Source organism: Pseudoxanthomonas sp. Root630 (genome assembly GCF_001427585.1).
Classification (GTDB): domain Bacteria; phylum Pseudomonadota; class Gammaproteobacteria; order Xanthomonadales; family Xanthomonadaceae; genus Pseudoxanthomonas_A.
Genome location: NZ_LMGY01000002.1, coordinates 98,039 through 123,457, shown reverse-complemented (window position 1 = coordinate 123,457; position 25,419 = coordinate 98,039). Strand labels below are relative to the sequence as shown.

General features: G+C 63.0%; 25 protein-coding genes. 13 read left to right on the top strand and 12 right to left on the bottom strand.

All coding sequences use genetic code 11. The features are described from left to right. Positions 1-12: 12 nt before the first annotated feature. Complete coding sequence (locus ASD72_RS03515; protein WP_056878596.1) at positions 13-1,452, bottom strand: tetratricopeptide repeat-containing protein; 1,440 nt, start codon at positions 1,450-1,452, stop codon at positions 13-15. Then, positions 1,449-2,714 (bottom strand): winged helix-turn-helix domain-containing protein, encoded by a 1,266-nt coding sequence (locus tag ASD72_RS03510; protein WP_056878595.1) that lies wholly within the window; start codon positions 2,712-2,714, stop codon positions 1,449-1,451. Before ASD72_RS03510 ends, ASD72_RS03515 begins: the two co-directional genes overlap by 4 nt. Before the next feature lie 256 nt (positions 2,715-2,970). Between ASD72_RS03510 and ASD72_RS21180 the strand changes: the two genes are divergently transcribed. The 7 genes from ASD72_RS21180 (at position 2,971) to ASD72_RS03475 (ending at position 8,188) form a co-directional block, all read left to right on the top strand. Beyond that, a complete protein-coding gene (locus tag ASD72_RS21180) occupies positions 2,971-3,177 on the top strand; it encodes a hypothetical protein (protein ID WP_162250340.1) in 207 nt (68 codons plus the stop codon). Between the two features lie 58 nt (positions 3,178-3,235). After that, the gene (locus ASD72_RS03500) at positions 3,236-4,186 is read left to right on the top strand and encodes a hypothetical protein (protein WP_155944447.1); all 951 of its coding nucleotides are present in this window, start codon (positions 3,236-3,238) and stop codon (positions 4,184-4,186) included. Then, positions 4,164-4,982: a hypothetical protein gene (locus ASD72_RS03495; RefSeq protein WP_155944446.1), complete on the top strand. Its 819-nt coding sequence runs from the start codon at positions 4,164-4,166 to the stop codon at positions 4,980-4,982. The genes ASD72_RS03500 and ASD72_RS03495 overlap by 23 nt, the downstream gene beginning before the upstream one ends. A gap of 1 nt (position 4,983) precedes the next feature. Beyond that, on the top strand, positions 4,984-5,289 hold the full coding sequence (locus ASD72_RS03490; RefSeq protein WP_235577924.1) for a hypothetical protein: 306 nt from the start codon (positions 4,984-4,986) through the stop codon (positions 5,287-5,289). A gap of 68 nt (positions 5,290-5,357) precedes the next feature. Next, positions 5,358-5,630, top strand: a complete 273-nt coding sequence (locus ASD72_RS03485) for a DUF4282 domain-containing protein (protein WP_056878590.1) — start codon at positions 5,358-5,360, stop codon at positions 5,628-5,630. Between the two features lie 72 nt (positions 5,631-5,702). After that, complete coding sequence (locus ASD72_RS03480; RefSeq protein WP_155944444.1) at positions 5,703-6,824, top strand: hypothetical protein; 1,122 nt, start codon at positions 5,703-5,705, stop codon at positions 6,822-6,824. 74 nt (positions 6,825-6,898) lie between these two features. Next, positions 6,899-8,188, top strand: coding sequence for a hypothetical protein (locus ASD72_RS03475; RefSeq protein ID WP_235577923.1), 1,290 nt, complete (start codon positions 6,899-6,901; stop codon positions 8,186-8,188). Positions 8,189-8,347: 159 nt separating this feature from the next. Here ASD72_RS03475 and ASD72_RS03470 read toward each other — a convergent pair whose 3' ends face one another. Both ASD72_RS03470 and ASD72_RS03465 read right to left on the bottom strand, forming a co-directional pair. Continuing rightward, a complete protein-coding gene (locus ASD72_RS03470; protein ID WP_162250339.1) occupies positions 8,348-8,920 on the bottom strand; it encodes a cytochrome b/b6 domain-containing protein in 573 nt (190 codons plus the stop codon). After that, a complete protein-coding gene (locus ASD72_RS03465; protein ID WP_081420111.1) occupies positions 8,917-9,585 on the bottom strand; it encodes a hypothetical protein in 669 nt (222 codons plus the stop codon). Before ASD72_RS03465 ends, ASD72_RS03470 begins: the two co-directional genes overlap by 4 nt. Positions 9,586-9,711: 126 nt before the next feature. Here ASD72_RS03465 and ASD72_RS03460 point away from each other — a divergent pair, with 126 nt between their 5' ends. The 4 genes from ASD72_RS03460 to ASD72_RS21275 all read left to right on the top strand — a co-directional run bounded on the left by ASD72_RS03460 (position 9,712) and on the right by ASD72_RS21275 (position 15,342). Then, positions 9,712-10,272: a sigma-70 family RNA polymerase sigma factor gene (locus ASD72_RS03460; protein ID WP_056878585.1), complete on the top strand. Its 561-nt coding sequence runs from the start codon at positions 9,712-9,714 to the stop codon at positions 10,270-10,272. Then, the gene (locus ASD72_RS03455; RefSeq protein ID WP_056878584.1) at positions 10,256-11,314 is read left to right on the top strand and encodes a hypothetical protein; all 1,059 of its coding nucleotides are present in this window, start codon (positions 10,256-10,258) and stop codon (positions 11,312-11,314) included. The genes ASD72_RS03460 and ASD72_RS03455 overlap by 17 nt, the downstream gene beginning before the upstream one ends. Further along, a complete protein-coding gene (locus tag ASD72_RS03450) occupies positions 11,311-11,892 on the top strand; it encodes an isoprenylcysteine carboxylmethyltransferase family protein (protein WP_056878583.1) in 582 nt (193 codons plus the stop codon). Before ASD72_RS03455 ends, ASD72_RS03450 begins: the two co-directional genes overlap by 4 nt. Before the next feature lie 252 nt (positions 11,893-12,144). After that, entirely contained in the window at positions 12,145-15,342 is a 3,198-nt protein-coding gene (locus ASD72_RS21275) for a hypothetical protein (protein ID WP_056878582.1), read from the top strand. Positions 15,343-15,545: 203 nt separating this feature from the next. On the opposite strand, the gene ASD72_RS21380 is transcribed toward ASD72_RS21275, so the two are convergent. Further along, on the bottom strand, positions 15,546-15,737 hold the full coding sequence (locus ASD72_RS21380) for a hypothetical protein (protein ID WP_056878581.1): 192 nt from the start codon (positions 15,735-15,737) through the stop codon (positions 15,546-15,548). A gap of 798 nt (positions 15,738-16,535) precedes the next feature. Between ASD72_RS21380 and ASD72_RS20815 the strand changes: the two genes are divergently transcribed. Then, positions 16,536-18,266 (top strand): hypothetical protein, encoded by a 1,731-nt coding sequence (locus ASD72_RS20815; RefSeq protein WP_155944442.1) that lies wholly within the window; start codon positions 16,536-16,538, stop codon positions 18,264-18,266. A gap of 115 nt (positions 18,267-18,381) precedes the next feature. On the opposite strand, the gene ASD72_RS03435 is transcribed toward ASD72_RS20815, so the two are convergent. Next, positions 18,382-19,680, bottom strand: coding sequence for a tetratricopeptide repeat protein (locus ASD72_RS03435; RefSeq protein ID WP_056878580.1), 1,299 nt, complete (start codon positions 19,678-19,680; stop codon positions 18,382-18,384). Between the two features lie 124 nt (positions 19,681-19,804). Here ASD72_RS03435 and ASD72_RS03430 point away from each other — a divergent pair, with 124 nt between their 5' ends. Continuing rightward, positions 19,805-21,283, top strand: coding sequence for a S41 family peptidase (locus ASD72_RS03430; RefSeq protein ID WP_056878579.1), 1,479 nt, complete (start codon positions 19,805-19,807; stop codon positions 21,281-21,283). Between the two features lie 180 nt (positions 21,284-21,463). Here ASD72_RS03430 and ASD72_RS20810 read toward each other — a convergent pair whose 3' ends face one another. From ASD72_RS20810 to ASD72_RS03405, 6 genes are all read right to left on the bottom strand, one after another. Continuing rightward, positions 21,464-21,682 carry a hypothetical protein gene (locus tag ASD72_RS20810; RefSeq protein ID WP_155944441.1) on the bottom strand — a complete coding sequence of 73 codons (219 nt, stop codon included), beginning with the start codon at positions 21,680-21,682 and terminating at the stop codon, positions 21,464-21,466. A 164-nt stretch (positions 21,683-21,846) separates the two neighbouring features. Next, the gene (gene chrA, locus ASD72_RS03425; RefSeq protein ID WP_155944440.1) at positions 21,847-23,064 is read right to left on the bottom strand and encodes a chromate efflux transporter; all 1,218 of its coding nucleotides are present in this window, start codon (positions 23,062-23,064) and stop codon (positions 21,847-21,849) included. Between the two features lie 109 nt (positions 23,065-23,173). After that, positions 23,174-23,905 carry an arsenical resistance protein ArsH gene (gene arsH, locus ASD72_RS03420; protein WP_056878578.1) on the bottom strand — a complete coding sequence of 244 codons (732 nt, stop codon included), beginning with the start codon at positions 23,903-23,905 and terminating at the stop codon, positions 23,174-23,176. After that, a complete protein-coding gene (locus tag ASD72_RS03415) occupies positions 23,898-24,545 on the bottom strand; it encodes an MIP/aquaporin family protein (protein WP_056878577.1) in 648 nt (215 codons plus the stop codon). Before ASD72_RS03415 ends, arsH begins: the two co-directional genes overlap by 8 nt. Further along, positions 24,542-25,045: an arsenate reductase ArsC gene (locus ASD72_RS03410; RefSeq protein WP_056878576.1), complete on the bottom strand. Its 504-nt coding sequence runs from the start codon at positions 25,043-25,045 to the stop codon at positions 24,542-24,544. Before ASD72_RS03410 ends, ASD72_RS03415 begins: the two co-directional genes overlap by 4 nt. 21 nt (positions 25,046-25,066) lie before the next feature. Beyond that, entirely contained in the window at positions 25,067-25,387 is a 321-nt protein-coding gene (locus ASD72_RS03405; protein ID WP_056878575.1) for a metalloregulator ArsR/SmtB family transcription factor, read from the bottom strand. Between the last annotated feature and the right edge of the window lie 32 nt (positions 25,388-25,419).

Sequence of the window (25,419 nt, the reverse complement as noted above, 5' to 3'; positions counted from 1 at the left end):
AATGCCGCATCTCTACGGGGTTTGAAGCAGGGCCTGCCAAGTCTTTAGCTGATCTTCGTCGGCGACTTCCAACTGCGTCAGTGAGGCGACCGCCGAATGCAGCAACGGCTGGCCTTCCGCTCGGCGTCCGGATTGCATGAGGATCTGGCCACGCAATGCTTGCAGGCGATGCTCCCAACCTGGCGTGGAGTCTCCGGCCGTCAGTGCCGGCACGCTCAGCCCCTCGACCATTTCCAAGGCCTCGCGATATCGCCCCTGTTCGGCCAGATTGCCTGCCAAGGCATATCGGAAGCTGTGGGCTGCGACATTGTCCTGGCCGAAGTGCTTGCGCAGCCCGCTCTCGGCCAGGTGCAGGTAGGTCAAGCCTGCGTCACGGTCACCGCAGTCGTACTCCTTGAATCCGAGATTGCCTGTTTCGATCAGGGTGGCCTGGCGCTCCCCGCCGTAACGCTTGGCCATGCGTTCGCGAACCATACGCGCGATCGGTAGCGCCTTGGGACAATCGCCTGCATAGTCGTGGATGCTCGCCACCAGCGACATCTGAACCAGGGTGGTGTAGTCGTCGGGGCCGAGGATGCGCTCGGTCGTTGTCGCAGCGGCCTCTGCGATGGGCAGGGCTTCGGCGTAACGCCCCAGATTGCGCAGCGCGCGCGCTAGCATCACGCGATAGCCCGCTACAGTGGATTCGCCAATGCGCTCAGGCCGTAGCAGGGGATCGACCAGCAAGCTCTGCAGTAGGGGAATGGCCTGGTCGGCTTTGTCGGATCTGAGTAATCCATCGGCGATGTTGGAGCGGATGAGGGCCGCCATCGAGGCGTCGTCCGGTCGCAGCGCCCGCTGCAGGACATCGGCCCGCCGATGCGCCGCCAGCGACGGTTCTATCTGCAATTGCTGGAAGTGAAGCTGTCCACGTGCAATAGCCGCATAGAGGGCAACCTCGTTCTCTCCGTCCAGCCGTCGCTTGCCCGCAAGCCTGTCCGCTTCCTCCAGCTGACGTTCTGCCTCGGTGAATGATTCGGGCGTGCCGGCATAAGCCAACGTGCGCACCAAACCGTAACGCGTGATCAGCGTCTGGGCATCGTCCACACCAAAGGCGCGGCCATAGTCCTGCACGGCCTGGCGCAGGTGGCCGGCAGCACGCTCGCGATCCCCCAGCGTCCGCCATGCATCGCCCAGCGCGGCATGGATGCCGCCGCGCACCGCAGGATCCTGGTCGAATCGCTGTGCCAGGGGCTTGCCCGCCTGTTCGAGCATCTGCCGTACCGTCGGGTCGCGCTCAAAGCCTGATCCGCCCGGGCTAAGGGCGCCGATCAGGTCATCGCTCAGAAAGCGCGTCACGGCTTCAGCGCGCGCAGCTTGCATTTCGGAGGCGTGGCGTTGCTGCTCGCTTCGCCACCAGAGTGCCGAGCTGGCCAGCAGGCCCATGCTCAACATGGCGATCGTGGCGATCACCCAGGGCCTACGCGCTCGCGTATGCTCCAGCGCGCGCTGCACCTGCTGCGCGGCGGCGGCCGCTGCGGCATGTTGCTCTTCCTGCGTTTTGCGTTGCTCCTGCCCATGCGCTGCGCAGGGTCGCCATCGGTAGCGCGGCGGATGTCCTCCACAAGGAGCGGATCCTCGATATCGCGTTCCCAGCCTGGGGCCATCGGGCGTCGCAGATCGCCGGCCAGCCATTGATACAACAGCACGCCTAGTGCATACACGTCGCTACGCACGGTGGCAGTTTGTCCGGCGATAAGTTCCGGCGCCAGGTAAAGGGGCGTACCGGAACTGTCACCGCTGTGGGCCGTCGTCACCGTCATGCCCATGCCGGTGATGCCGAGTTCGGCCAGCCGCTCGGGTTGAAGCAAGCGGCTGTTGCCGAAGTCGGTCAGGCAGGGCTGGAAGGCATCGTCACCCCGGGAGCGAACCAGTACGTTCGCCGGCTTGATGTCCTTGTGCAGCACGCCCACGCCGTGGGCGGCGTCGACCGCCGCCGCTATGCGCTTGAAGAATGCCAGCTTGCGCTCGCGATTCCAGCCCTGCAGTGCTCCGTGCTCCTCGGCCCATTCCGGCAAGGCCTGCCCGCCGTACTCGCACTCCAGAAAGAACGGCTCGCTCTCGAAGTTCCAATCGAGCACGCGGACGAAATCGTCCCGCTCACCCAGAGTGTCTCGCAGCACACGCATTAGCGTGGCTTCGCGTTTGATGGCAACCAGTCGCTCGCCGCCCACGCTGAACTTGAAGACGCGGCTGTCCCGCGTGCGTGGCTGGCGTGCCAGCCAAACTTCGCTGCCCAACGTGCGGCCCAAGGGACGCTCCAGCAGGAAGTGTTCCCGGCCAGGTACCGGTTGCCCGGAAGTGAAAGTCAGCGCGCCCTCCATCCGCTGGCCCTGGGCCACACGCTCGACCGGACCCTCCAATCGGTAACCCACCCGAGGGACGGTGGCGATCCGATCCTCGCCGGCGGCATCCAGTGCCTTGCGCAACTTGCCCACCGCCGTGGCCAAGACGTGGTCGACGGTGATCCGGCCGGTCCAGACCTGGTCGAACAGCTCCTCCTTGGTCACCACCTCGCCCACGTGGCGCAGCAGCACAGACAGCACCTGCAGTGGCTTGTGCTCGATGTCGACAGCCAGGCCGGCCACACGCAGCTCGTGGCGGGCTTCATCGAACTCGACGGTGCCGAAGCGCCAGCGGTAGAGGCGGGCGTCGGGAGGCGGGGTAGGTGGCATGCGATCGATGATAACGCCGGTTACAGGCTCGATTGGGCAGGCGAAAAGCCCGTCCCGGCGGGCTTGAAGGTTTCTTGAAACCTCCGTGAGGACGCGGGACCGCCCGTGCCCTGACGCTCTCTCCATACCGGTGCGGCGCCATGACAGCCGCCGGACCACGGGGACGGGCAAGCGGATGAGGAACAGGGGACAGGTGGATTGGGGACCTCGCGGGTGGACCGGCCCGGGTACGGCGGTGCCCTTACCGACGATCAGGGTGGCGGCCCGCAAGGGCGTGCTGGGCCTGATGGACCTGAAGAGGAGCATCACCGGGCTCGTGGCCACCCAGGCCAAGGCGCGGTTCCACCCTTATGCCGATCAGTTCAACCCCCGGATACCGACAGGTCGCTTCAGAAGGACTGAAGCGTCCGGACGCACCGCGGCAGATGTCAACCGTCGCGTGCAGATCATGTTGCTGGACTGAACGGTCCGATGCGCGCCGATGAGGCCGGCCACGCTTGCCCAACCTGGAGAGAGTAACGATGCGAATGAAGACCCATCTAACCCTGCTCGCGTTGTCAGCCTTGATGCTGTCGGCCTGCGGTGGCAACGAGTTGGCAGAGGGCCAGGAGGAGGGCGGCGTGCCCCTGGACGAGCTGGAGGAGGCTGCGATGGCGGGACCTGACGGGCCTGCGCCATTGCGATGCCCCGCTAAGGTGCGCAAGGAACTCAGCGGCCCGGACATCATCGGGTTGCGTCTGGGCATGACACTGCCGGAAGCGATGGCGACGGCACGTTGCAGATTGGGTGAGGACGCTGTCGTCACCGAAGAGAATCGGTGGCTCGATCGCCTTGACACGAACGGCGTCGCGCTGGGCACGCAGTTCTTCACGGTCGAGAAGGGCAGCTACCGGCCCTGCAATTTCGCCAGCGAGTGGCAGGAGTGCCGCGGCAAGTTCAAGTGGGAGCACACCGACGAAATCGTGCGGGTCGCCACGCCGGGTGTGCCAGGCAAGGAGACCGCCATGGTGGTCTGGCGCACCCAGAAATTCCGCGACGGCCAGATGCCCTCGGTGGACGCGACGCTGGAAGCCTTGACCGCCAAGTACGGACAGCCGCAGGTCCGCGAGAACAGTGATTCGCCACGCGGCTACTCGGCCGGTACGCGCGACCTGCAGTGGGTCTACGACCGCTCAGGCAATCCATTGTCCGAGGCCAACCCCTTGTTCGGGCGCTGCCGCAATGGTGTCTACGCCGGGGGAGAAAACACAGGGGCCAGCTGGACCGACGGATGCGGGCTGAACATCAGTGCAAGGGTCGTCCTGAGCGGCAACAACCCGGGGCTGGTTATGGAGTTGCACACCGCGATGATCCAGCAGAGCACGACCTACGCCTACATCGAGGGCATGCAGGCGGAGCTGCAGCGCATCGGTCAGGCAAGGCGCGAGGCGGAAGTGAAGGAGGCCGGCGATGCCAGCGATGTACGCCTCTAAGTCGCGCCGCTACGGCAGCGTATGTCTGGCACTCCTGTGTGCGTTCACGCTTGCCGCCTGCGAGGGCGAGCAGCCAGCGCGTGATGTGGGCCAAACAATGCCGCAGCAAGAAGCCGCCGATACAGCTTCTCCCGCGGGCACCACTCAGGCAGCATCACCTGCTGGTAGCGTCATCGACGTTACGCCATCGGAGGCTCGGTTTGGCGATCGCCAGCTGGATCATCCGGATGATCTACAGATTCTCATGCTCGCCTACCGGCTGGAGGGCCGTACACCACCGATCGACGAGTGGGCTTCAGCGCAGTATCGCGTGAAGTATGCGGACGAGTTCAAGCGTCCGAGCCTGCTGAAGGAGGAGCAGGAGCGCCTGCAAGGCGTCTATGACGGCACCGCCGAGGTTGGCCGCCTGCGACTCAACGTCAACGCGCAGTTCGGCGAATACGACGCCGGTCGGGGCGGGTATTACCTGGATGCATTCATGCCGGGCAGCGCTTTCAGTTTCGACGCGCAGCCATCGCCGGAGATCCAAAGGCAGCGGATCAGTCTCCAGGTCGACAATCCGGGCGAGCTCAACTTTTGGCCACTGGATGCCGCGCAGGCGCAGGACGTACTGACGCGCAACAGCGGTCTGCGCAGCGTGGTCCTGGACAGCCGGTTCCTGATCACCGGAGTCAGTCGCCGTAGCGAGGGTCTGGTCATCCAGGCCCGCCTGCTGGGATACACGATCGGCAGCGATCACTACAACCGCCCGGCGACGTTTGGCGAGGTCAACTTCGATGCTCAAGGGGAGCGCTGAGATGACATGGCGAGCCAGGGGATTGTTGATTGGCGTCACGCTGCTGCTGTCGGCGTGTGGCGACGGATTGGTGGGTACCTACGAAGACTCGATGGGCCTGACCCAGCTGCGCTTCGAGCGTGGCGGGGTAGTGGTGCAGTCATCGGATCTGGGCGGGGTAGAGCGACAGATGCGCTACGAGTTGGATGGCGACCGCATACGCGTGCGCCATCCCGATGTAGACGGCGCAACCTTAGTACTCACCCGTGTTGACGACAAGACGCTGTCCGGACCGATGGGCGTGACCTACCGACGCGTGAGCCACTGAAGCCGCGTTCTGCTGTCATCGGTGCAAGCTGCACGAACAAACCATGGACTTCAAAGAGGAGAACTGACATGCGGGACTGGCTCTACTTCGACACGATGGTGACCCCCAAGATCATCACCTTCATCTATTGGATCCTCTTGGCCGGCGCCGTGGTGTCCGGCCTGGTGCTGATGGTCAAGGGCTTCGGCCTGATGCGTTACTCCGGGTTTGCGGGCTTCGGCATGATCGTGGCTGCCCCGATCTTGGCCGTGCTTTCCGCCCTGCTAGCGCGCATCTACTGCGAAATCATGATCGTCCTGTTCAAGATCAACGAAGCGCTGCAGGACATCCGCCGAATATAGGACTCGCGTGACGACTCGACAGCGGACCCGGAGACGGCCGCCGCCATTTCCACTAAGAATGGGGACAGCACCATGGGGACACGCATCCTGCACCGAGGCGGCGCATCATCGCGGCCTGCTCAGAACGCGGAGAAGAAACGGACGGCGCGATGTGCACGCCGCCTGTGCGCACTGGCGCTGCTGATGCTGTTACCGCTGCACGGTTTGGCCGTGGATCGCGGTAGGCAAGTAGTTGTGACCGATCCTGAGGATGCAGCAGGATTGATGGATGCGGTGGAGAATGCGGTTTGGGCGACCGACGGTAAGCCTGCGTCCAAAGCCGTCTATGTGGTGTACAGCACTGAATGCGCCTGGAGCAAGCGCCTTTTCGACGAAACGCGCGCGCTGGTGGGCAATGTGCAATTGCGCTGGATTCCCGTAGCGGGCAACACGGCCGCGTCCGTGGTGGCCGGACGCGATAGTACGAGTGTCGGCAGTGCCTTTGTCGGGCGCGGCGCGCGCGCCGCCGATGCCACTGCCCAGCGCGGCGTGGGCTACAACCAGGGTGTGATGGACAGTATCACGTACCAGCTGCGGCCCTACGATCGGTCGAAGACGTTCGCATTCCCGACGCTGGTGTACCGCAGCGGCAAGAGCGTCAAGGTCGTTGCGGGCAATCCCCGCAACCTGGCCACCTTAGCGGCCGAGGTGGCGAGCGAGCCGCGCGCGGCATCCCTCGTGCCGGCCGGCATCGCGCTTACTGCGCAGGCACCCACGCTTCTTCGCAGTCGCAACCTACCCAAATGGGCGCACCTCAACGACACGCCGATGATCTTCCGGGCCGCGCCGTCCCCGCAGGCGCCGGCCATCGACGACCTCGCTAAGGATTTCCTGGTGCCCGTGAGCGGCATCGTGGGCGCGACAGGCTGGATCGAGGTGGCGCCGTGGGGTTTGGATAAGCGCAAGGCCTACGTGCATGACCCACTGATGGCGCGCATGGCCCTGCTGGACTACCGGGTCAAGCCGCAGGGCGGACAATGGCAGGCCAAAGGGCGAGTGCAAGTGCGCGAGTTCCCTGACGCGGAGGCGCCAGTGCTCGAGACCTTGGGGCCGGGCGAGCGCTACCAGCGGCGTGGCGTGGTGGAGCGCGACGGCCAAGCGTGGGAGCAGATCGTGCTCTATGCCGATGGCACGCCTGGCTACGTTCTACGTTGATGCCACCATCTATGGAGATAGGAGCTTGCGTAGCGTCACCCCAGCGCATTGCGTTTCCGCGCATGTCTGTGGCCGTGATCTTGCTGATGGCGATCAGTCAGGTGTGGGCTGCGGGGCCCGACGCGGAAAGTCTGCAGTATTACCCCGACGTGCGACAGGTGCGAGCGGACGTGGAATCGACTTACCGTGATGGCCGCCCAGGAGAAGTCGATGGTCGCATCGCGGGGCAGTACCTGCTGCTGGCCGAAGTGCTGGAGGGGTCCTGGGGAGGAGAATTGGGGGCCATTGGCTTCGAACGCCGTGCCCCGGCGGAAGCCAAGCGCTTGCGTACGCAATACCTGAAGGCCTACGCCAGCGCACAAGAGAGCTTGCCAGAGCTCCAGCCCGAATGCTCGGGCCTGACGCTTGCCGAGCAGGCCGCGAAACGCATCTGCGTGAGAGCGAACTTCATGGAGGTTCGTAGCAGCCAGGAGAGTGACATCGCGCAGGTCAGGCAGGTGGCCGAACGCTACTTCCCGCCGCAATACCGGGACGCGTTCGTGGCGCACTCTTTTGCGGCGAAGCTGGGGGAGGAGCGGAGTGCGCAGGAGGCACAACGGCAACAGAACAACGCCCGTCTCGAGTACCAGCGGGAAGAAGCGATGTTCCGCCGCATCGCCGCCGGCATCCTGCTGGCGGTGCTGTCGGTTCCACTAGCCATCTTGGCACTGCTGATGGGTCGGGCCCGCCGAAGCTGGGGACGCAATACCGGTTCGTTCAACAGAATTGCCAGCGTCGAAGATATGCATCTGTTCGATATCGTTGGCCAAGTGGTGGACGTCCAACGCCATGCGAAGACGCACGTCACTACGACCACCACCGGTGGCGGATACGTCCATCAAGATAGCTGGCACGCCCAGCCTGTATCGACGACCACGACGATCAGGAGCACGGATCACCTTGCGCTCTTCGTCAGGACCGATGAGGGCAGGGAGCTTCGGGAAAGCTTCGTGGATCTGGGTATTGGTGTCCGGACGGGCAATCGCGTGAGGATCGTGTACGCGGGTGACCGATGGTCGCGCTCGGGTGTTGCGGTGGCGGTGGCAAACCTCGACACAGGGGACGTGGCGATTGAGCGGGGACAAGCGGGGCGGATTGCCTCTCCTTACTGTCTGCTCAGGGCGGCATTCTGGGGGGTGATGGTGGCGATGGCGGGCACGTTCGTGGACATGATGACGGGCGTCTTCGTGTTCACCCTGCCGGGGTTGGGGCTGGGCGCCGTGGCGGCCGTGGCGCTCGCCTTGGCATGGCAAGCATCGCTCAGAGCCGGCATAAACGGGCAGACCGCGCACTATGCCGCAGCCTTGCCAGCTCGGCCGCGCTGACACGCTTGAATGAGCCGACGCCCTTTCTCTAATGTCCAGGATCAGAGGCGGGAAGGAGTGTGCCGTGCAGGACTAGTTAACGATCGCTACTGGCCGGGAGCTGACAAGCATCAACGTGTTCGTTGTGTCGAGGATTTGCGAACTTTCTCGCCAAGGTTCTCATGATCCGCGTTCTTCCCGCTGAAGCCGCTTGAACCCCATGCGTTGGGTGATGAATCCGTCCCGTCGCGCCCGCTGGCGGAGTACTGCAGCGAGTATGTGGAGGCCGACGAGCCCCAGCAGGATCCAGGCGCCGTAGACGTGCACGTACCAGGCGACGGCGCGGCCGGTTTCATCCTCCGGCGGCACGAACAGTGCCGGCACCTTGAGTGCGCCGAACAAGGTCCGGTCCGCGCCCATCCACACCCAGATGACATGGCCGCTGACCGGCAACGCCAGCACCAGCAGGTACAGCAGGCCATGGGCCGCCGACCGCGCGAGGCGGAGGCCGGGCGGCTCCGCGGGGTCGGCCGCCGGCATCGGCAGCACCAGGCGCAGGCAGAGGCGCAGCGCCGTCAAGACCAGGATCACCATGCCGAGTTGGAAATGCAGCGGCAACACCATCGCCGAGAGCTGAGCGGCGCCGTATTCCGCCACCAATCCGAGTACGACTTGCACGGCCAGCAGCAGCGCGAGCAGCCAGTGCAGCACGCGAATGGTCCAGGGATAGCGGGCCACGGCCGATGGCGTCACGGCGCGCATCCGGGATAGCCGGGAATGTTCCGGCCCAGCACGATGTCGCGCCCTGCCTGCCATCCGTCCGCGGTCCGCACCGGCGTCACGATCCCGCTGCCGCCGCGTCCCCGGTCCGCCCTGCGCGCGGCCGCGGCGGTCAGGTGCGGGTCGTCGCGGAACAGCACGTCGTCGATGTAGTACAGCGCGCAGCCGGGCTCGATGACGTACAGGTGGATGTGCTGCGGCATCGTGCTGCGCGGATAGCTGCCGGGACGGATGGTCAGGAAGGTGTACCTCCCCTCCGCATCGCTCGCGGCCCAGGCGCGCAGTCGTCCATGCTGGCGAATGCCGTCATCGCCTTTGCCGCCTTCGCCCGGGTAGACGCCTTGGCGGTCGGTCTGGTGCGCGTATACAACCACGCCGCGGCGCGGCCTGCCTTGCGCGTCGGTCACGCGTCCGGTCAGACGCAGGCGCTCGCCGGGTTCGTCATCGGGCGCCAGGCGGACAAGGGCGGGAGGATCGGCGGGCAGCCCGATCAGGGGCACGTCGCAGTCCTCGCAGGGCAACCCGACGACGGGCGTGGCGGCGGCGCCCGGCGCTGAGCAAGCGGCGAGCAGCGACGCGAGGAGCACGCGCGCAACACGGACAGCGAAGGGTCGAAACGAGGGCGTGGGATGGGGCATGGGCGGTCTCCGGAGGGTCCACAAGGGAAGAGCCGGCGTCGCCACGCTGCGTTAACCGCGTCCGGCGTGTTAACACTTCCGCTCGGACTGCCCTCTACTTCCAGGCCACCCCGGACCCCATGGGCCATGAAGGCCACGATCGATCCCGCTGACATCGCCAGGCAGGTGCAGGACGCGCGGCGTGGATCGCAGTCGGCGTTCGCGTGGCTCTACCGCAGCTTCGTGCCGCTGGTGCATGCCATCCACCTGGGCGTGGCGTCGCGCGCGCGGGCAGAAGAACTGACACAGGAAACCTTCGTCGTCGCGTTCGAGCGATTGGCGCAATTGCGCGAGCCTGCGTCCTTCGGCCCGTGGATCGCGATGATCGCCCGCAGGAAGCGCCCGGTTTCAATGGTCGAGGAACGGGACCTCGCAGAGGTCGACGATCCCGCGTGGCGTGGCGCGGGTCCCGATGCGGCCGCCCAGGCCAGTGAAGCGTTGCGTGCGATCCGGCGCTTGCCCGAAGCCTATCGCGAAACTCTGATGCTGCGCCTGGTCGAAGGCCTGAGCGGTCCGGAGATCGCGAACCTGACCGGACTGACACCGGAGTCGGTCCGCGTGAACCTTCATCGCGGCATGGCCCGGCTGCGCGATGCGCTGGGCATCGTCACGCAACACGAAGAGAAGGGTGATGATCGAACGACCTGATCCGCTGTGGGATCCGCAGCAACCCGGCGACGAGACGCTGGCGCATCTCGCGTCGTTGCTGGGCCGGTACCGGCATGTTCCGCCACCCGAGCGGGTGTGGTCGGCGGGGCCGCCGGCCGTTCCGCGCAGGCGCGCGCGGCGCGGCTTGCTTGCCGCCGCCGTCGCGCTTGCGGCGTGCCTAGCCGGCGTCGCCGTCTGGGTGCCCTGGCGCCTGCACTGGGAGGAGCGCCGGCAATGGGCGGTCGATGCCGACGCCGATCCGGCGCCGGCATCGCTGGGTGTCGGCGGTACGCTGACGACCCGTGCCGGAGAGTCGGCCACCGTCCGGGTGGCGCGCATCGGCCGCATGGACGTGCTGCCGGGAACGCGGATCCGGCTGCTGGACACGCGTGGTGGTCATCATCGTCTGGAACTGCTGGAAGGGCGCGTGCGTGCGCGCATCTGGGCGCCTCCCGGATACTTCGGCATCGCGGCGGGTACCAGCGAAACCGTCGACCTAGGCTGCGAATTCGAGATGAGCCGCAACCTGCGGGGTGAGGGGACGATTGACGTCACCAACGGCTGGATCATGCATCGCGTCAACGGACAGGAGACGCTGGTGCCGGCGGGATCGGGCCTCGACTTCGATGCGACGCGCAGTGGCATTCCCCTCGCGACCACGTCGAGCGCCGCGTTCCGCGCGGCCGTCCGCCACCTCGATCTGGCGATGGCGGAAGGAGGGCGCCCGCCGGGCGGCGAAGAGGCCGTCGTCCGCGAGGCGACGCCAGCGGACAGCTTTGCCCTGCTCAGTCTGCTAACACGTTATCCAGCACTGGCCAACGGGCCGGTCTATTCGAAGCTGGCGGCGCTGCTCGGCGTGCCGACGGATGCCAAGCACCAAGAGGCGTGGTCACGTGGCAGCATGCATGCGATGAATCTGTGGTGGGAGCGTATGCCGCGCCCCCCCAAGGCGTGGTGGCTCAACTGGCGGGATGCATTCCTCTGGACGGAGTCTGCGAATCAGAAGGCCGCCGTCTCGGTCACTAAACGGGAGACTCCATGACGCAGTACCTCATATCCATCGCGTTCAAGATCATCTGGGGGTCTGTCGGACTTTTCTGGCTGTGGAGCGCGCGCAACGTGAAGCGCTCCAGCCGCACTGAACCCGTGTTGCTTCAGCTTTTCGTCTACTGGACGCCATTGGTTGTCGCCTTTGTCCTGCTGGGCCCAGGCGATTGGTTCGAGGGTAGCTTCCTCAGGGAACGTTTCGTTCCCAAAGCGGTATGGGTCAAAGGGCTCGGCCTGGCGCTCGCCGTTTCAGGTGCAGGTCTGGCTTGCTGGTCGCGGCATCTTCTTGGACGCAACTGGAGCAGTGTCGTCCAGCTCAAGCACGATCATGAGCTTGTCGACGTCGGGCCCTATCGCTACGTTCGCCATCCCATCTACACGGGCCTGCTGCTCGCCTTCCTTGGCACGGCGCTGAAGGTGGGAGACTGGCGAGGTCTTGTTGCCGTAGCCATCGTACTGGCCTCATTCTGGCGCAAGCTCGGGGTGGAGGAGCGGTGGCTCAGCGAGAAGTTCGGTCACGTCTATACGGCATACAAGCGACGCACCAAGGCGCTAATTCCCGGCGTGGTCTAGATTGCTAATGCCTGATCTGAGCAGCCCTACCTCAATCCATTCAACGTATGCTTCCGACCCAAAGCGGACGCGCCAGCACCCTACGCTTCGCCTCGCGGAATTCCATGCCAATATTAGTCAGCGATCATGCACTGCGAAGGCGTTTCGAACGGGTCGAGGGACGGCTCAAGATCCTAGAGAGCCAGGCCATTCCCGTGGGAGCCACGCCGGGCCAGCCAGACTGGCATTCTTGATTCGTTCACCGGTGGAAGGATGCAGATGCAGGATCCCGCTAATCGCCCCACGCCGTCGCAATTCATGCGCACGTTGCGACCGGAGCTGTACTCGGACTCGGCGTCGCGGAGCCGGTACCGCCTCAACGCGGAGGTACTTTCGCACCACCTGGAAACCATCACGGAGCGAAACCAGACGCACGAATTCGAGCTGTTCTGCCGCAAGCTGTGCGAGCGAACCATTTGCCCCAATTTGCGCCCCGCAACGGGTCCTGAAGGCGGCGGTGACAGCAAGGCTGATACCGAAACGACACCAGTTGCGGAAGAAATCAGCAAGCTCACCTACGTTGGCACGGCCAACAGCGGAAGCGAACGCTGGGCATTCGCGTTCAGCGCGAAGAAGAAGTGGGCCGAAAAAGTCCGATCCGATGTGGCCGGCATCGCCGCCACCAATCGCTGCTACACGCGGATCATCTTCGTGACCTCCCGCGCGGCCCGGGCCAAGGGCCGAGCCGCGCTGGAAGACGCCCTCTCCAACGAATACGGTATCCCCGTGACGATCCACGACCGCTCCTGGATCGTCGAGGAAGTCGTCGATAAGGACCGTCGCGACCTGGCGTTCCACTATCTGGGGATCGGCGAGGAAACCAGCGACAAGGACCTGGGGCCGTCGGATTACTCGCGCTCCCGCCAGCTGGACGAGATCGAGCGGGAACTCGCGGACCCTACGGCGTTTGTCGGCATGCCCATGCAGCGAGCCACCGACGCCTTGGTGGCTGCCAAGCTGGCGCGAGGCGTGGAGTTGCCCCGCCCCGACGTCGAGGGTCGATTCTTGCGGGCGATCCGACTGGCCGATGATGGCGGTACGCATCGCCAGCGGCTGGCAGCCCGCTATGAGGCGCTCTGGACCGGGGTTTGGTGGTACGACGATATACCCTCCCTGCTTTCGGGCTATGACGCGTTCGAGGCCCTGGCGCTCGATGACACACAAGCGTCCAATCTGGAACTGCTTTGCAATCTGGCGCAGGTGCTTTTCACCACGGTGATCACCGGCCAGATGACACCAGAGCAAGTGCAGCTGGAGCCGCGAATCGGGCGGTTGTCCTCCAGGCTGGATGCCCTGTCAAAGGACGCGGAGCGACCGAACAACGCCCTCGAGGCGACTACCTCGCTGTTGGTCGTCCGGGTCAATCTGGCGCTGCTCGCGCAGGATCGGACGACGCTCGCGTCGCTGTGGCCCCAGTTCGGTGATGTACTTCTAAAGGCGGAAGGTCTGGGCGAATTCGACGCCGCACGCCTGTCGCAGTTGATCGAGCGGTTCGGCGACGTCGCGGGCGACGATCGAGGCTATCGCGATCTGGTGGACCAGTTGGCCGACTTCACCACCAAGCGCACGGGCGAGAGCGAAGGCGCGTTGGTCCTGCTGCGCCGCGCCCGGCAGCTCGACTTCGACCAGAACATGGAGATGATCCGATTGCTGGGTCGTGCGGCGCGGCTGCTCTCCAAGAAGGAGCATGCGCACGAGCAGGTGCGGGCGCTGGCGGAACTCTCCGTGGCATACAAGAGCGCCGGGTTGGCGTGGGCCGCCCGGGCGAGCGCGACATCCGCGGCCGTGACGATGTTCGTGGACGCGGATGATGGGAGCGAGCTCCCCGCCAGCGTCTTCCCGATCCTCATGAACGTCGCGTGGATGGCGTTAGCGTTGAAGTACCTGCCCGAGGTGCTCGACACCATTCAGGTAGCTCGCGGCTGTCTGGCCGGACTCCCGTTCGACCAGGAGTCCGCGGAGCGCGCCCGCGAACAGCTGCAGGAGTTCGATCTGGTGTTGGCCTGTCAGCTGGTCACGCTGTCGGAGGCGGAACTGTCGTGCTTGCAGTCGGTGCCGGACGTGCTTCGTGGTTTGGGCCTGCACCACAGTTGGTCCGCCTTGATGTACCGACTGGGCTACGAGGATCAGCTCCGGACGGACGGGTGGATTCCCGCCAGTGAATCGGCAGATGACGTCGCCAACCTCTTTGCGCAGATGGCCGGGCAGCCCACGGGCGTAGCCCGCTGGCGGCCAGCGGTGTTCAACGGCGAGACGACACAGACGTGTGCCACGGCCGTCTTGGGCGTGCGAATCAATGTGTCACACGAGCCCACCGACACCGCCATTATTGTCGCTGAAGCCATCGCGGGCTCGATCGAGGCGTTCTTTGCGACCGCCTTCGAGTTGGAGGCTTTCGGCCACGTCGAGCGATTCGATGTGCGCGTGGTGGAATCGGACACCAGCACATTCGTCGTCGAGACCGATCTCGACCACATGCGGATGACCGTGCAATGCTCCCAAGGGGTGTTCCCCGGGTCACCCGGCGCTTATGCAGACTTCCAGCTCATGTTGTTCGAAGTGGCAACGAGAATTTTCTGGGCGACCTGCCACACCAAGAGCCACGGCGATGCCGCGGATCGTCTCCTGGGGCCCGATGCGGCCGCCGACCGGCTCGCCATGATTGGGTCCTTATGCTTGAGCCGGCATCGCATGTTTGGCGGTGTCGCGCGGCTGAGCGAGTGGGATCAGCACGCTCCGCAGAAGTACGCATTGCGTTTTGATCGTCCCACGGTGATAGCGCGGCCCCGGGCCACGCGCCAGATCGAGCAGGACGACACCGACGAGGGCACGCCCCCGAAGGTCACGAACCATGATGCTGTCGTGGTGCGATCGGTAATCGACCTGCACCTGTGGGATCAGGCCGGCTGGACAGGCACGGCGTTCGGCAGCTTCGGCGACGCGGCGCCGCCATTCCTTGCCCTGATGTTCAAGAACCAAGTCGCCGCGATCAAGCTCTTCGAGCGCTGGCGGGAGCGATTCGGGAGCAGGGACAATGCCGAGGAGATCTACATCGGCGTCATCCGACAGTACTCAGCCGAGCATCCGGCGCACTACGGCCTGGTAGTGACGTCTCGGCTCCCGGACGATGGCGACTCACGGGCGCAATTCTCCACCCTCGTCTCGCGATCGCTGTCGATGGAGCCGGACGATGACGTCAACCTCAGCCGGTTCCTGAAGGACTACGAGCGCGTCGGTGCTTACTTACTGATGCCGATGGTGCTGGAGGAGGGTCAAGCGCAACCAACGCTCCTCAAGGATCTGTATGTTCTCAAGCGCATGCTCCATGTAAAGCGGGCCGCCGACGTGGGACCCTTCGACCCCGAGAATCTGTTTCTGGGGCCGCGGGGTCTGGGTCCACTGAAGCCTTGAACCGCGTGTCGCGCCAACAGGCCATCCCGGTATCAGCGGGTAGCAGCTCGAAACGCCGACATAACGGATTTCCAGCCCCCCGAACATGAAGTCCTCACCGGGCTTCGTCCGGTGCGTTTCCCCATTAGCAGCAATTTCGGTCCAGGTCCCATCGACTTGCCATTTCTGCATATGTCCGCTCCTGGCCGGAACCAGGCAAATAGTCATGAAGCTTGCCCTTGATTGCCGTCCAAGTGAGCAGGCAAAGGCAATTGCCGAAACTGTTCATCGGACATCTCAGCTAGATCAAAGCGAAGATCGTTCTCAACTTCGGACTTCAGTCGACCGACCAGCTCTTGAACAGTGGACAATAGCTCTGCAAAGTCCATAGCCTCCAGCTGCCCAAGTGCGAACATGGGGATTGGCTCGCAGCGGACGTGTAGAGCGTTGCTCGGATCTAGCAGCGCTTCGATTCTGTATGTACGTTCAATCCCACCAGGGTGGCTGACGAGGGTGTCTCTCAGACGCCTGAAGTGACGGTGTCGGGCAAGGAGTATGTCGGTTAAACCTACCAGTACCCTAGATGCACCCCATGCGGGTGCGCCCTTACCAAAGCACCGTCCATAGCGGACAAGCGCGTCCATCCAAGCCAACTCCAGTTCCTCCTTGGGGCCGCCCCCAAGAACTCGATCAATGCTGACAACCGATCGATCTAGATCATCCGAAATCCCCGTCAACAGCTCCAGCCGCCGCGCGTGGCCACCATCCAACAGTCTAATGTCAGCCACGTACCACCTCTCTGGAACTCACTCAGGCGAGCACTTTGCAGGTTCTAGCGGCCATCCTGAGTGAAATAGGTAGCCGCACATCGGAATATTTCAGTAAACGTAAGTAGTGAGCCTTATAGAGGCACGTGCGCAAGACAGGTATCGGCGGATAGACGTCAGCTCTCGGCCAGAAGCGGATGTCAGATTCATATGCTTCAAGGGAAGGACTATCGTGAAATTGGGAGGCCTTCCTGGCCGGAGCAGACGGAGAAGGACGTTCGTGGATATGGTTAGATGCGCCGTGGCGGTGCGCTTCCACTAGTTTTGGTCTCACTCGGCGTTGATTGACATAGGGAGATTGCTGGGCTTCAGAGGCCATGACTCTTCCTGCGGTGCCAGCAAAATTTTCACGTTTAGACGATTGTAGTGATCCGGCAGGAGGACATCTTGACCACCACGGCACCCCGGGATTGGCCCGTCGTCATCTCCCTACATGGAATTCGAACAACGGGTCGATGGCAGAAGGAGCTCACTGACGAGCTCGTACAGCGCGGGTTCCGTCATATTGCGCTGGACTACGGCTACTTTCCGGCTATCTCGCTCATCCTTCCCTGGACCCGTCGTCGCAAGATTCGCTGGCTGCTTGATCAGTACGACAAGGAGATGCTGGACCTGACAGCGCCGCCGTCGTTCATTGCGCACAGCTACGGCACGTATCTCCTAACTGAAGCGATGTCATCGAACAGCCTCATGCGTTTCGATAGATTGATACTCTGCGGATCGATCGTCCGGCGCGAGTTTCCATGGTCGACCATCTTGATCGACAGGCGTCAGGCAAACCTCGTCCTTCACGAAACTGGTGGCCGCGACTTCTGGTCAAAGGTCGTAGCATGGCTTGTTTCTGATGCCGGATCGTCTGGCGTAGATGGATTCAAGGACATCGCAAAAGCTGAAGTTCTTCCAGGCCGCGAGACGGAGCTGGTGCACGAGATCAAACATGCAAGGCACAAGCACAGCGATTACTTTTTTCGACAGAACTATCGAGAACGCTGGATACCGTTTCTGGAGGGTCGCATACCTGCCAAAGAAGTGCCGCTCAGGGCTGCGAAGACAAACTGGAAGTTTGCGACGATTGCAGGGGTTCTGTTCGGGACATTGGTTGGCGCCAGCGCTTTATACATGACGCATACACCACCTCGACCGGACCTTGAGCCAAGCGCTGACAGCAGCGAGTCGAGGTCTCAATCGAAGCCTTATGACTCCAAGAATTCACCGCTGATTTATGGCCGGGAGACCGAGCCTCAGGCAAATCAAGCAACCCCGCCCGAAGCCATTAGTCCAGTTCATGAAGACAAAGCCCGCAACGCATCGCAGGGTTCCCAGCCTGCGAACCCGGTTCTCCAACCGAAGCCTACGACACTGTCAACGTTAGTAGCTGTGGTTAACAGGTCGTGCGAATTGACATTCGATGACGAGAACGAAAGCCACTTATTGCATGCGGAGAATGGCACCTCGTTCGAGCTCAGCGCAGGTAGTCATACCTTGGTCTGCGAAGATGGAGCCTATTCAGCGTCAGCCGAGGTCGAGCTAAAGGCAGCAGAAGAGCAGCACGTCCAACTGACCCTTGAACTGTCAGAAGACGCTTTATTTATGCAGCAGTCTTTTGCCACTTTACGTGGCACATGGAGAGCGACCTGGAGCAAAGAATCAACTCCCTTTGCTCGTTGCTCGTTGCAGATGAGAGCGGAGTCGATCGTTAGGATAATCGAGTTTGATGATAGGAACAGTGTCATAGTTGGCGCATGGGAGAGTAGCGCACCAGTTGAAGCTGTGTTCGAACCTCGATCCAATCCGACTCAGATTGATCTAATGAGCGAAGAATTTGAGCGAAATAGATGCGAGAAACCGGACCAATGGGGTTTTTGGCTCAGTACTAGAGTTCCTTTGAGTGCGGAAGGTCGGGTCGTCTTGAGTCATGCTGATAGGGGTATTGCGTTCGAACTATCGATATCAGAATGTAGAGCCCACTCTGGCGGCGATTGTGAAAGTCAAATGATCGGAAAGAATGCAGATCAAATCTATCTCACTAAGCAAGGCTATGGGTCTACAGCGTTTGTGATCGAGCGAGTTACGGAGAACGTACTGAAAGTCGGTGATTTAGTGTTTTATAGGCAGTAGATTTCAACATGCAAGGACTGGGTATCGACACATTTGAGATGCGTGAAATGCGCGCCGAGCGAGGTTGAAAAGTGTCCGCTTCGGGTCGGAAGTAGACGTCACACCTCAGCCTTCACTATCGGCCTTGTGTTCCCGCCTGGCACGACTCGCTCTCGCCCACGCGACTGGCAAGTTCTGCGCATAGGCGGTCGGCCTGGGCGTCGTCCCCTCCCGCCCGCAAAAGGCGGGCGAGCCCGCGGGTTGATTCCGGATGCAAGGGCGAGTGCGCCAAGACCCGGCGATACCAGGCCTCTGCACGCGACGGCTCGCCCCGGCCGGCGTAGCGCCGCGCAATCAATGCGCCTAGCTGCGCATGCCATGGCCTGATCTGCACGCGGTTTTTCGCGTAACCGCGCTCCATCGCCTCATAGGCCTGCTCGAAATACGGCAGCGCCTCCCGTGTGCGGCCGCTGATCTCCAATACGTCTCCGATGTTGATCAAAGACCCCCAGGCATCCGCATCCAGCTGGACGGCCCGCTGATACGAAGCCAGCGCCGCGTCGAAGCGTCCTTGGGCGCTGGCGACGAAACCTGTCGCTTTGTGTGCAGCCGCAGACTCGGGATCCAGCGCGACCGCGCGCTCGGCAAGGAGGCGTGCGCGTTCCAACTGTTGTGAGGCCGGGGGACGTGCGAGATGCCCGTGCGCCAGCGCGTCACCTAGCCTGCTGAACTGCAGCCCTTGCTGCCCGGCCAGCGCAGGCCAGCGGACCGAACGCTGCACCAAGGCGTTCGCCAGACCGGCCAGCGCGGGCACATTGTCGGGCTCAAGACCCAGCACGCGCTGGTAAAGTTCGATCGCGGACTCATTGTCCCCGCGGGAGAACTGGAAGTAGAAGTCATCCGCCTGGGCGATCAGGCCTCCAGAGTCACTCTCGTGGGAGTCCGTCGTATGCGACCACCGCCCGCTCCACCACCAGGCGCCCCCGACGACCAATACCCCGACCATGATCGCCAGGGCGCCCCACATCCCCCGTCGACGCACCGCATTTGTTCGCAGCGCCGGCGCAGACACCCCGTCGGACGTGGCAAGATCCTCCACTGGGGTCGGCTCAGCCATGAGCCTGTAGCCGCGCTTGGAAAGCGTTTCGATGTACCGCGGTGATTTGGCATCGTCCCCCAGCGCCTGCCGGAGTTTGAAGACCGCCCTCGCCAGACTGTCCTCGCCCACCACCTGGCCCGGCCACAGCGCGTCCATGATCTCCTCACGCGTCACGGGCTGGCCGCGTCGCGCGGCGAGCAGGAACAGCAGATCCGCGACCTTCGGTTCCAGACGGCTTGCGCCCTGCGTGCCAATGAGTTCACCCGTCGCGCGGATGACCTGCCACTCACCAACCCGGACGGCATCTGGATAAGCCTTTGATTTCAATGTGGTCATGAAGCGGAGAGTGGGCGTCAGAAAAGCAGGAGGAAACCGTCATGGCGCCCACAGCATTGCCGCGTTCGTAATGCACGGCAACCGGCAGACAAGCCCCGGCCTCCGAAAAGACACAAGGATCGATATGCCCCCCATTCTCAAGCGCCCGCTCGTGCTCGTCCTGCTAGTCCTGGCGATGCTGCCGACGGCATGTGCGGCGCCTCCCCTGCCGCCCACCGATGCGCCATTAAGCCAATCCCAGGCGCGCAAGGAACTGGAGCACCTGTACGCAACGTTGCAGGCCTCTCATTACGACCTGTTCGCTCGCCGCCCACGCGCGGAGTACGACGCCCTGTACCACCAGACCTGGGAGGGATTTGACGGTCCAAGGCATTCGGACGCACTGCGGCGCGAGTTCCAGCGTTTCGTCGCATACGGCAATGTCGCCCATGCCCGCATCGATCCGCCCATGGCCGAGTGGGAGGCGCACCGGGCATCGGGAGGGCGCGCGTTCCCCCTCTATCTTCGTGTCATCGATGGGCGAGTGTTTGTCCAGGATGACTACAGCGGCGTGGCGGACATCGCACCGGGCGACGAGGTGCTGTCGGTGGCTGGCGTTCCTGCGCTGCAATGGATGAACCGCGTCCGCACCCTGGTTTCGGCCGACAACGATTACCTCGCCTACACGCAGATGGAGACCCAACTGCCTGTGCTCATATGGTGGTACGGCGAGCGCGCATCGAAGTGGGACATCGCGATAGCGAAGCCGGCTGGACAACGCAGAACGCTCGTTATACCCGCCCGAAGTCGCTCCGAGTTCGAGGCCACCGCCGCTGCCCGGCCCTCAGGGTTCGAGCTCGACTGGAATGCACGCACTTGGCGCATTGCCGACGGCGGGATCGGCTACCTGCGCCCCGGCCCGTTCTACGACAATCGACCGGATGCATCGGACCCTTGGGACCCCTCCGCGTTTCGCACGTTCATTGATGAGGCCTTCGCGAACTTCATCGATGCAGGCACCCGGGCGGTGCTGATCGACCTGCGCAACAACCCGGGGGGCGATAACTCCTTTTCCGACCCGATGATCGCGTGGTTCGCCGACAAGCCCTTCAACTTCAGTTTGCAATTCGATATCCGCGTGAGCGAAGCCGCCATCAGGTCCAACGCAGAGCGCCTGCTCGCGGCTGGAAACGACCCTGACACCACGTCGGCAAGATTGGCTGCGGCATACGCGGAAAAGCCCGTGGGTAGCCGCGTCCACTTCTCGATCCCGCTGGTACACCCGCGTAATGGAACTCGCTATGCGAAGCCGGTCTATCTGCTGATCAACCGACACTCGTACTCCAATACCGTGTTGGTGGCCGCAATTTCCCAAGACTATGGGTTCGCAACGGTGCTTGGTGAGGAAACTGCCGACCTCGCCAGCACATATGGCGCTGCGGAGAAGTTCAGGCTGCCGGCCACTGGTCTCGAGGTCAGCTTTCCGAAAGCCCGAATCCTCCGGCCCAACGGTGACGGAAGAGCAAGAGGAGTCATCCCCGACAAGCTCATACCAACGTCCGCGTTCGCTACAGGAACGGATGAGGTGCTGGTAGAGGCGCTACGCATCGTGACCGAGGAATAATGTGCCGAACCCGGCTTCTGAAGGGCAACGCGTCCGCGCCGGATGCACAACCAATGACAGCTGGCTGCCCCGCTATTTCCCAGGCGTCCGCTTCGGGTCGATAGCAGACGTCCTCGGTTCTAGGTCAGCTATCGACTTAGAACGGAGCATTGCGGTACCACTTCGAGATTCTGGATGCGATCAGACCCAGCCCTGCTTTCGTGCAATTCTGACAATTGCGAGTTCAGCAGACTCAAGAGTCTGGTGCGCCTCACGAGTTGCGATGTGGATAGTGCAGGGTGCTTGGGTACTTCGAAAGCTGGCTCTTGCTTGGAAATATGCGGAACCTGATGCTGTTCTTCGCTCGTAAAAAGCGATATGAAGCGCCACGCCGGCTTCGTAGACTTTCTTGGATTCCATGATTGGCGCTCGTAGCGCCAAGGGTGTGCGCAAGCACGTTGTACGCCCCGCATCCGCATTCCGCAAGGGCCGTCAGATCGACAGGAGCCTGTATGAGAGTCGCCTGCGGCCTTCTAGTCAGCAGTGTGGCCATTGGCCAATAAGATCGGCGACGTTTGTTAGGACTATCTGAAGAAGCTCACCACGATAGACGCCGTTACACACCAGAGCACGACCCACAGAGCGGAAACTCGCATGGATGCCAGCAGCGCGAAGCCAATCACAGCAGTGGCGAAGTCGGCTGAGTCGCGTATCCCTTCAGTCAAAATTGGGTCGTAGAACGCGGCAACTAGTAGTCCCACGACGGCGGCATTGATGCCGGTCATCGTGCTAGTGGCCCAACGTCTTTGCGAGAGGCGCTCCCACATCGGGAGCACCGCCAACAGCAACAGGAAGCCTGGCAGAAACACGGCTACCAAACCGATCGTCGCGCCCAGCGCAGCCGGAAAGCCCAAGGGCACCTCGGCGCCAAGGAAAGCTGCCAGGGAGAACATCGGCCCCGGCATTGCCTGTGCCGCACCGTAGCCGGCAAGGAATTCATCCTGACTCACCCAGCCAGTGTCAACTACAGCGTGCTGCAGCAGTGGAAGCACGACGTGGCCGCCGCCAAACACCAGTGCGCCCGCTTTGTAGAACGCGGCCCACAGCCCCCCGGCGGTGGGCGCATTCGTGAGCGGAAACATCAGAGAGCCAGCCAAGCCAATCAGGAAAACGGCCAGGAACGCGGCTCCGCCTTGATGACCGTAGCGTACGGGGAAGGTCGCAGTTGCCGGCGCTGTCACATGGCGGCAAAGCCAGGCTCCGAGCATCCCGCCTAGTGCAATCGCGATTAGTTGCGCCCAAGCATTGCCGGTCAGCACGATCAGCGCGACCGCGCCCGACGCAATCAGGGCACGTGGTGCATCCGGTGCCAGTGTCCGCACCATGCCAAGCAGGCCGTGAGCAACCACGACAACCGCGACCAGCTTCAGGCCGTGCACGGCGGCCGCACCAAGGTCTTGCCCAAGATGCGGCGCCAACTCGGCGAAGGCGAACATCAGAAGTGCCGACGGCAGTGTGAATGCAACGAAGGCGGCCAGCGCTCCCAGCCAGCCGCCACGGAAAAAGCCAATCGCGAAGCCCATCTGACTGCTAGCCGGTCCTGGCAGAAACTGGCACACGGACAGCAACTGCGCGAAGTGAGCGTCGTCCAGCCAACCGCGCCGCGAGACGAACTCCTCGCGAAAATAGGCCAGATGGGCGATGGGACCACCGAACGATGTCAGCCCCAAGCGCAGGAAGACGCGGAACACTTCGCTCGCGCTACCCTGTGCCAGCGGAGCCTGTGGGGATATGGTGGACACAGCGACTCGCTTGAGCTGCCAATGTTGCGAAATGCTATCAGCGCGCCTGTGCGCATGACAGGTCCAGCGCTCCGGCTCGATCGGCCTATGCCGAACTAACCACTAAGGATCAGAAGCGGACATGGGCAGAGAGGGGCGGCACATCACTTCCACGCCTAGATGGCGCGGAGGCTGACCCGCTTGGCAAGCTGACCAGGTAGGGCGAGACATCCCGCGTCAGTAGCGTGAATTTCACTAGCTCTTCCATGACGTCCACGACGCGGTCATAGAACGCGGAGGGTTTCATGCGTCCATCCTCGTCGAACTCGTTGAATGCCTTTGCGACGGATGACTGGTTGGGGATCGTGATCATGCGCATCCAACGTCCAAGCACACGGAGCTGATTCACCGCATTGAAGGACTGCGAGCCGCCAGAGACTTGCATGACGGCCAACGTCTTGCCTTGAGTTGGCCGTACGGCGCCTTGAGATAGCGGAATCCAATCGATCTGCGCCTTCATGATGCCGCTCATGGAGCCGTGCCGCTCGGGCGAGCTCCAGACCATGCCCTCCGACCACTGCACCAGTTGCCGCAGTTCCTGCACCTTCGGATGCGTGTCGGGCTCTGCATCCGGAAGCGGCAGGCCAGTCGGATCGAAAAGCCGGGTCTCGGCCCCCATCGCCTGCAGTAGTCTTGCGGCCTCCAGCGCGAGCAACTTGCTGTATGACCTCTTTCTCAGCGATCCGTAGAGCAGAAGGATCCGCGGGGCGTGCATAGCGCGCGGCGTCGGGGATAAGCGGTCGACCTCGGGCAGATGGAACAGTTCGGCCGAGATGTTGGGCAGATCTCCGGGATTAGACATGAGGCTTTCCAAGTAGCTGGTGGATCATGGCGCCCAGAGCAGCCCCAATGACCTGCGCCACAACGAAGGCGGGCACGTCGCCAGGCGAGATGCCGGCGAAGCTGTCACTGAACATGCGACCGAAGGCTGCTGCGGGATTCGCGAACGAGGTCGATGAAGTGAACCAGTAGGCGGCACCGATGTACGCAGCCACTATCACAGCTACACGGGACGCGGGTGCCCGCAGCACCACCAGCAGCAAGCCCGCTGTTGCAACCACCTCGCCCAGCCATTGGCCTGCGCCAGTTCGCACTTTCGTGGAGAGCTCCAGCATCGGAAGATCGAACATGGCGTTCGCTAAGAGAGCACCGCATACCGCGCCCGTGAGCTGGGCCAGGATGTATGCCGGCAGCAGGGCCTTGGGCAGTTCGCCACGCGCAGCCATCACGGCGCTGACTGCAGGATTCATGTGCGCACCACTGATCTGGCCAAACACCTCAATGAGAACGTAGAGTCCGCCAACGGTCGCCAGGGTATTTGCCAGCAAGGCGACGGCGTCGTTTCCGTCGGAGAGGCGCTCGGCCATGATCCCGGAGCCCACCACCGTCACCAGCAGCAGGCCCGTCGCCAAGAACTCGGCAAAGAGACGCTGGCGGATCATTCAGCGCCGACGCGTCCGATCTCGCCAAGCTTTGCTTGTGCTGCCAACCGGTCGAGGCTTTGCAGCGGCAGGGACAGCAGTAGCTCAATACGGCGGCGCAGTGTTGCGAACGCTGCCGTATAGGCTCGACGGCGATCTTCTTCGTCGCCCGTCGCGGCTACCGGGTCGGGCACACCCCAGTGCGCGAGTGCAGGATGGCCCAGCCATACCGGGCACGCCTCTCCAGCGGCGTTGTCGCAAACCGTGATGACGATGTCCATCTCGGGCGCACCCTCCACCGCGAACTCGTCCCAGTTCTTGCTGCGCACCTGGCTGGCGTCATAGCCGATCGCCTCGGCAAGCTCACGCGCCATCGGCTGGACTTGTCCGCTGGGATGACTGCCGGCGCTATAGGCCTTGAACCGGCCGTGGCCCAGCACGTTGAGGATCGCCTCGGCCATGATGCTGCGCGCAGAGTTGCCGGTGCATAGGAACAGTACGTTGTAGGTCTTGTCGGTCATGTCGTACCTCTGGAATGCGGATCAACGGAGCTTCTTCTTGACTGCCGGTGCGCAGGATTTCCCTCCGCAGCAGTTCTCCGTCAGGAAGCCGATCAGACCGTTCATGCGGTCGTAGTCGGCACGTATCCGGATGACCCGTCCTTCCCGCTCGTCAGTAACAAGCCCTGCGGCGCGCAACTGGTTCAGATGCGCCGTAAGGGTGGCAGGCGGCAAATCGAGTTGATCGCGTAGCTCGCCAACGGACATCCCGCCTGGGCCGGCTTGTACGAGAGCGCGGTAGGCGGCAAGCCGGTGGTCGTGCGCGAGCGCACGAAGCGCTTGAACGGTCTGGGGCGTATCCATACTTCTATATTTCCGGAATATTAGAAGTATTG

Excerpts from the sequence above, each read along its gene's own strand:
- ASD72_RS21275 (WP_056878582.1), top strand. The coding sequence starts at position 12,145 with ATGCAGATGCAGGATCCCGCTAATCGCCCCACGCCGTCGCAATTCATG.
- ASD72_RS21380 (WP_056878581.1), bottom strand. The coding sequence starts at position 15,737 with ATGTTCGCACTTGGGCAGCTGGAGGCTATGGACTTTGCAGAGCTATTG.
- ASD72_RS20810 (WP_155944441.1), bottom strand. The coding sequence starts at position 21,682 with ATGGAATCCAAGAAAGTCTACGAAGCCGGCGTGGCGCTTCATATCGCT.
- ASD72_RS03460 (WP_056878585.1), top strand. The coding sequence starts at position 9,712 with ATGAAGGCCACGATCGATCCCGCTGACATCGCCAGGCAGGTGCAGGAC.
- ASD72_RS03490 (WP_235577924.1), top strand. The coding sequence starts at position 4,984 with ATGACATGGCGAGCCAGGGGATTGTTGATTGGCGTCACGCTGCTGCTG.
- ASD72_RS03410 (WP_056878576.1), bottom strand. The coding sequence starts at position 25,045 with ATGACCGACAAGACCTACAACGTACTGTTCCTATGCACCGGCAACTCT.
- ASD72_RS03485 (WP_056878590.1), top strand. The coding sequence starts at position 5,358 with ATGCGGGACTGGCTCTACTTCGACACGATGGTGACCCCCAAGATCATC.
- ASD72_RS03480 (WP_155944444.1), top strand. The coding sequence starts at position 5,703 with ATGGGGACACGCATCCTGCACCGAGGCGGCGCATCATCGCGGCCTGCT.
- ASD72_RS03510 (WP_056878595.1), bottom strand. The coding sequence starts at position 2,714 with ATGCCACCTACCCCGCCTCCCGACGCCCGCCTCTACCGCTGGCGCTTC.
- ASD72_RS03450 (WP_056878583.1), top strand. The coding sequence starts at position 11,311 with ATGACGCAGTACCTCATATCCATCGCGTTCAAGATCATCTGGGGGTCT.
- ASD72_RS03500 (WP_155944447.1), top strand. The coding sequence starts at position 3,236 with ATGCGAATGAAGACCCATCTAACCCTGCTCGCGTTGTCAGCCTTGATG.
- ASD72_RS03465 (WP_081420111.1), bottom strand. The coding sequence starts at position 9,585 with ATGCCCCATCCCACGCCCTCGTTTCGACCCTTCGCTGTCCGTGTTGCG.
- ASD72_RS03415 (WP_056878577.1), bottom strand. The coding sequence starts at position 24,545 with ATGATCCGCCAGCGTCTCTTTGCCGAGTTCTTGGCGACGGGCCTGCTG.
- ASD72_RS03430 (WP_056878579.1), top strand. The coding sequence starts at position 19,805 with ATGCCCCCCATTCTCAAGCGCCCGCTCGTGCTCGTCCTGCTAGTCCTG.
- ASD72_RS03495 (WP_155944446.1), top strand. The coding sequence starts at position 4,164 with ATGCCAGCGATGTACGCCTCTAAGTCGCGCCGCTACGGCAGCGTATGT.
- ASD72_RS03455 (WP_056878584.1), top strand. The coding sequence starts at position 10,256 with ATGATCGAACGACCTGATCCGCTGTGGGATCCGCAGCAACCCGGCGAC.
- arsH (WP_056878578.1), bottom strand. The coding sequence starts at position 23,905 with ATGTCTAATCCCGGAGATCTGCCCAACATCTCGGCCGAACTGTTCCAT.
- ASD72_RS03405 (WP_056878575.1), bottom strand. The coding sequence starts at position 25,387 with ATGGATACGCCCCAGACCGTTCAAGCGCTTCGTGCGCTCGCGCACGAC.
- ASD72_RS03435 (WP_056878580.1), bottom strand. The coding sequence starts at position 19,680 with ATGACCACATTGAAATCAAAGGCTTATCCAGATGCCGTCCGGGTTGGT.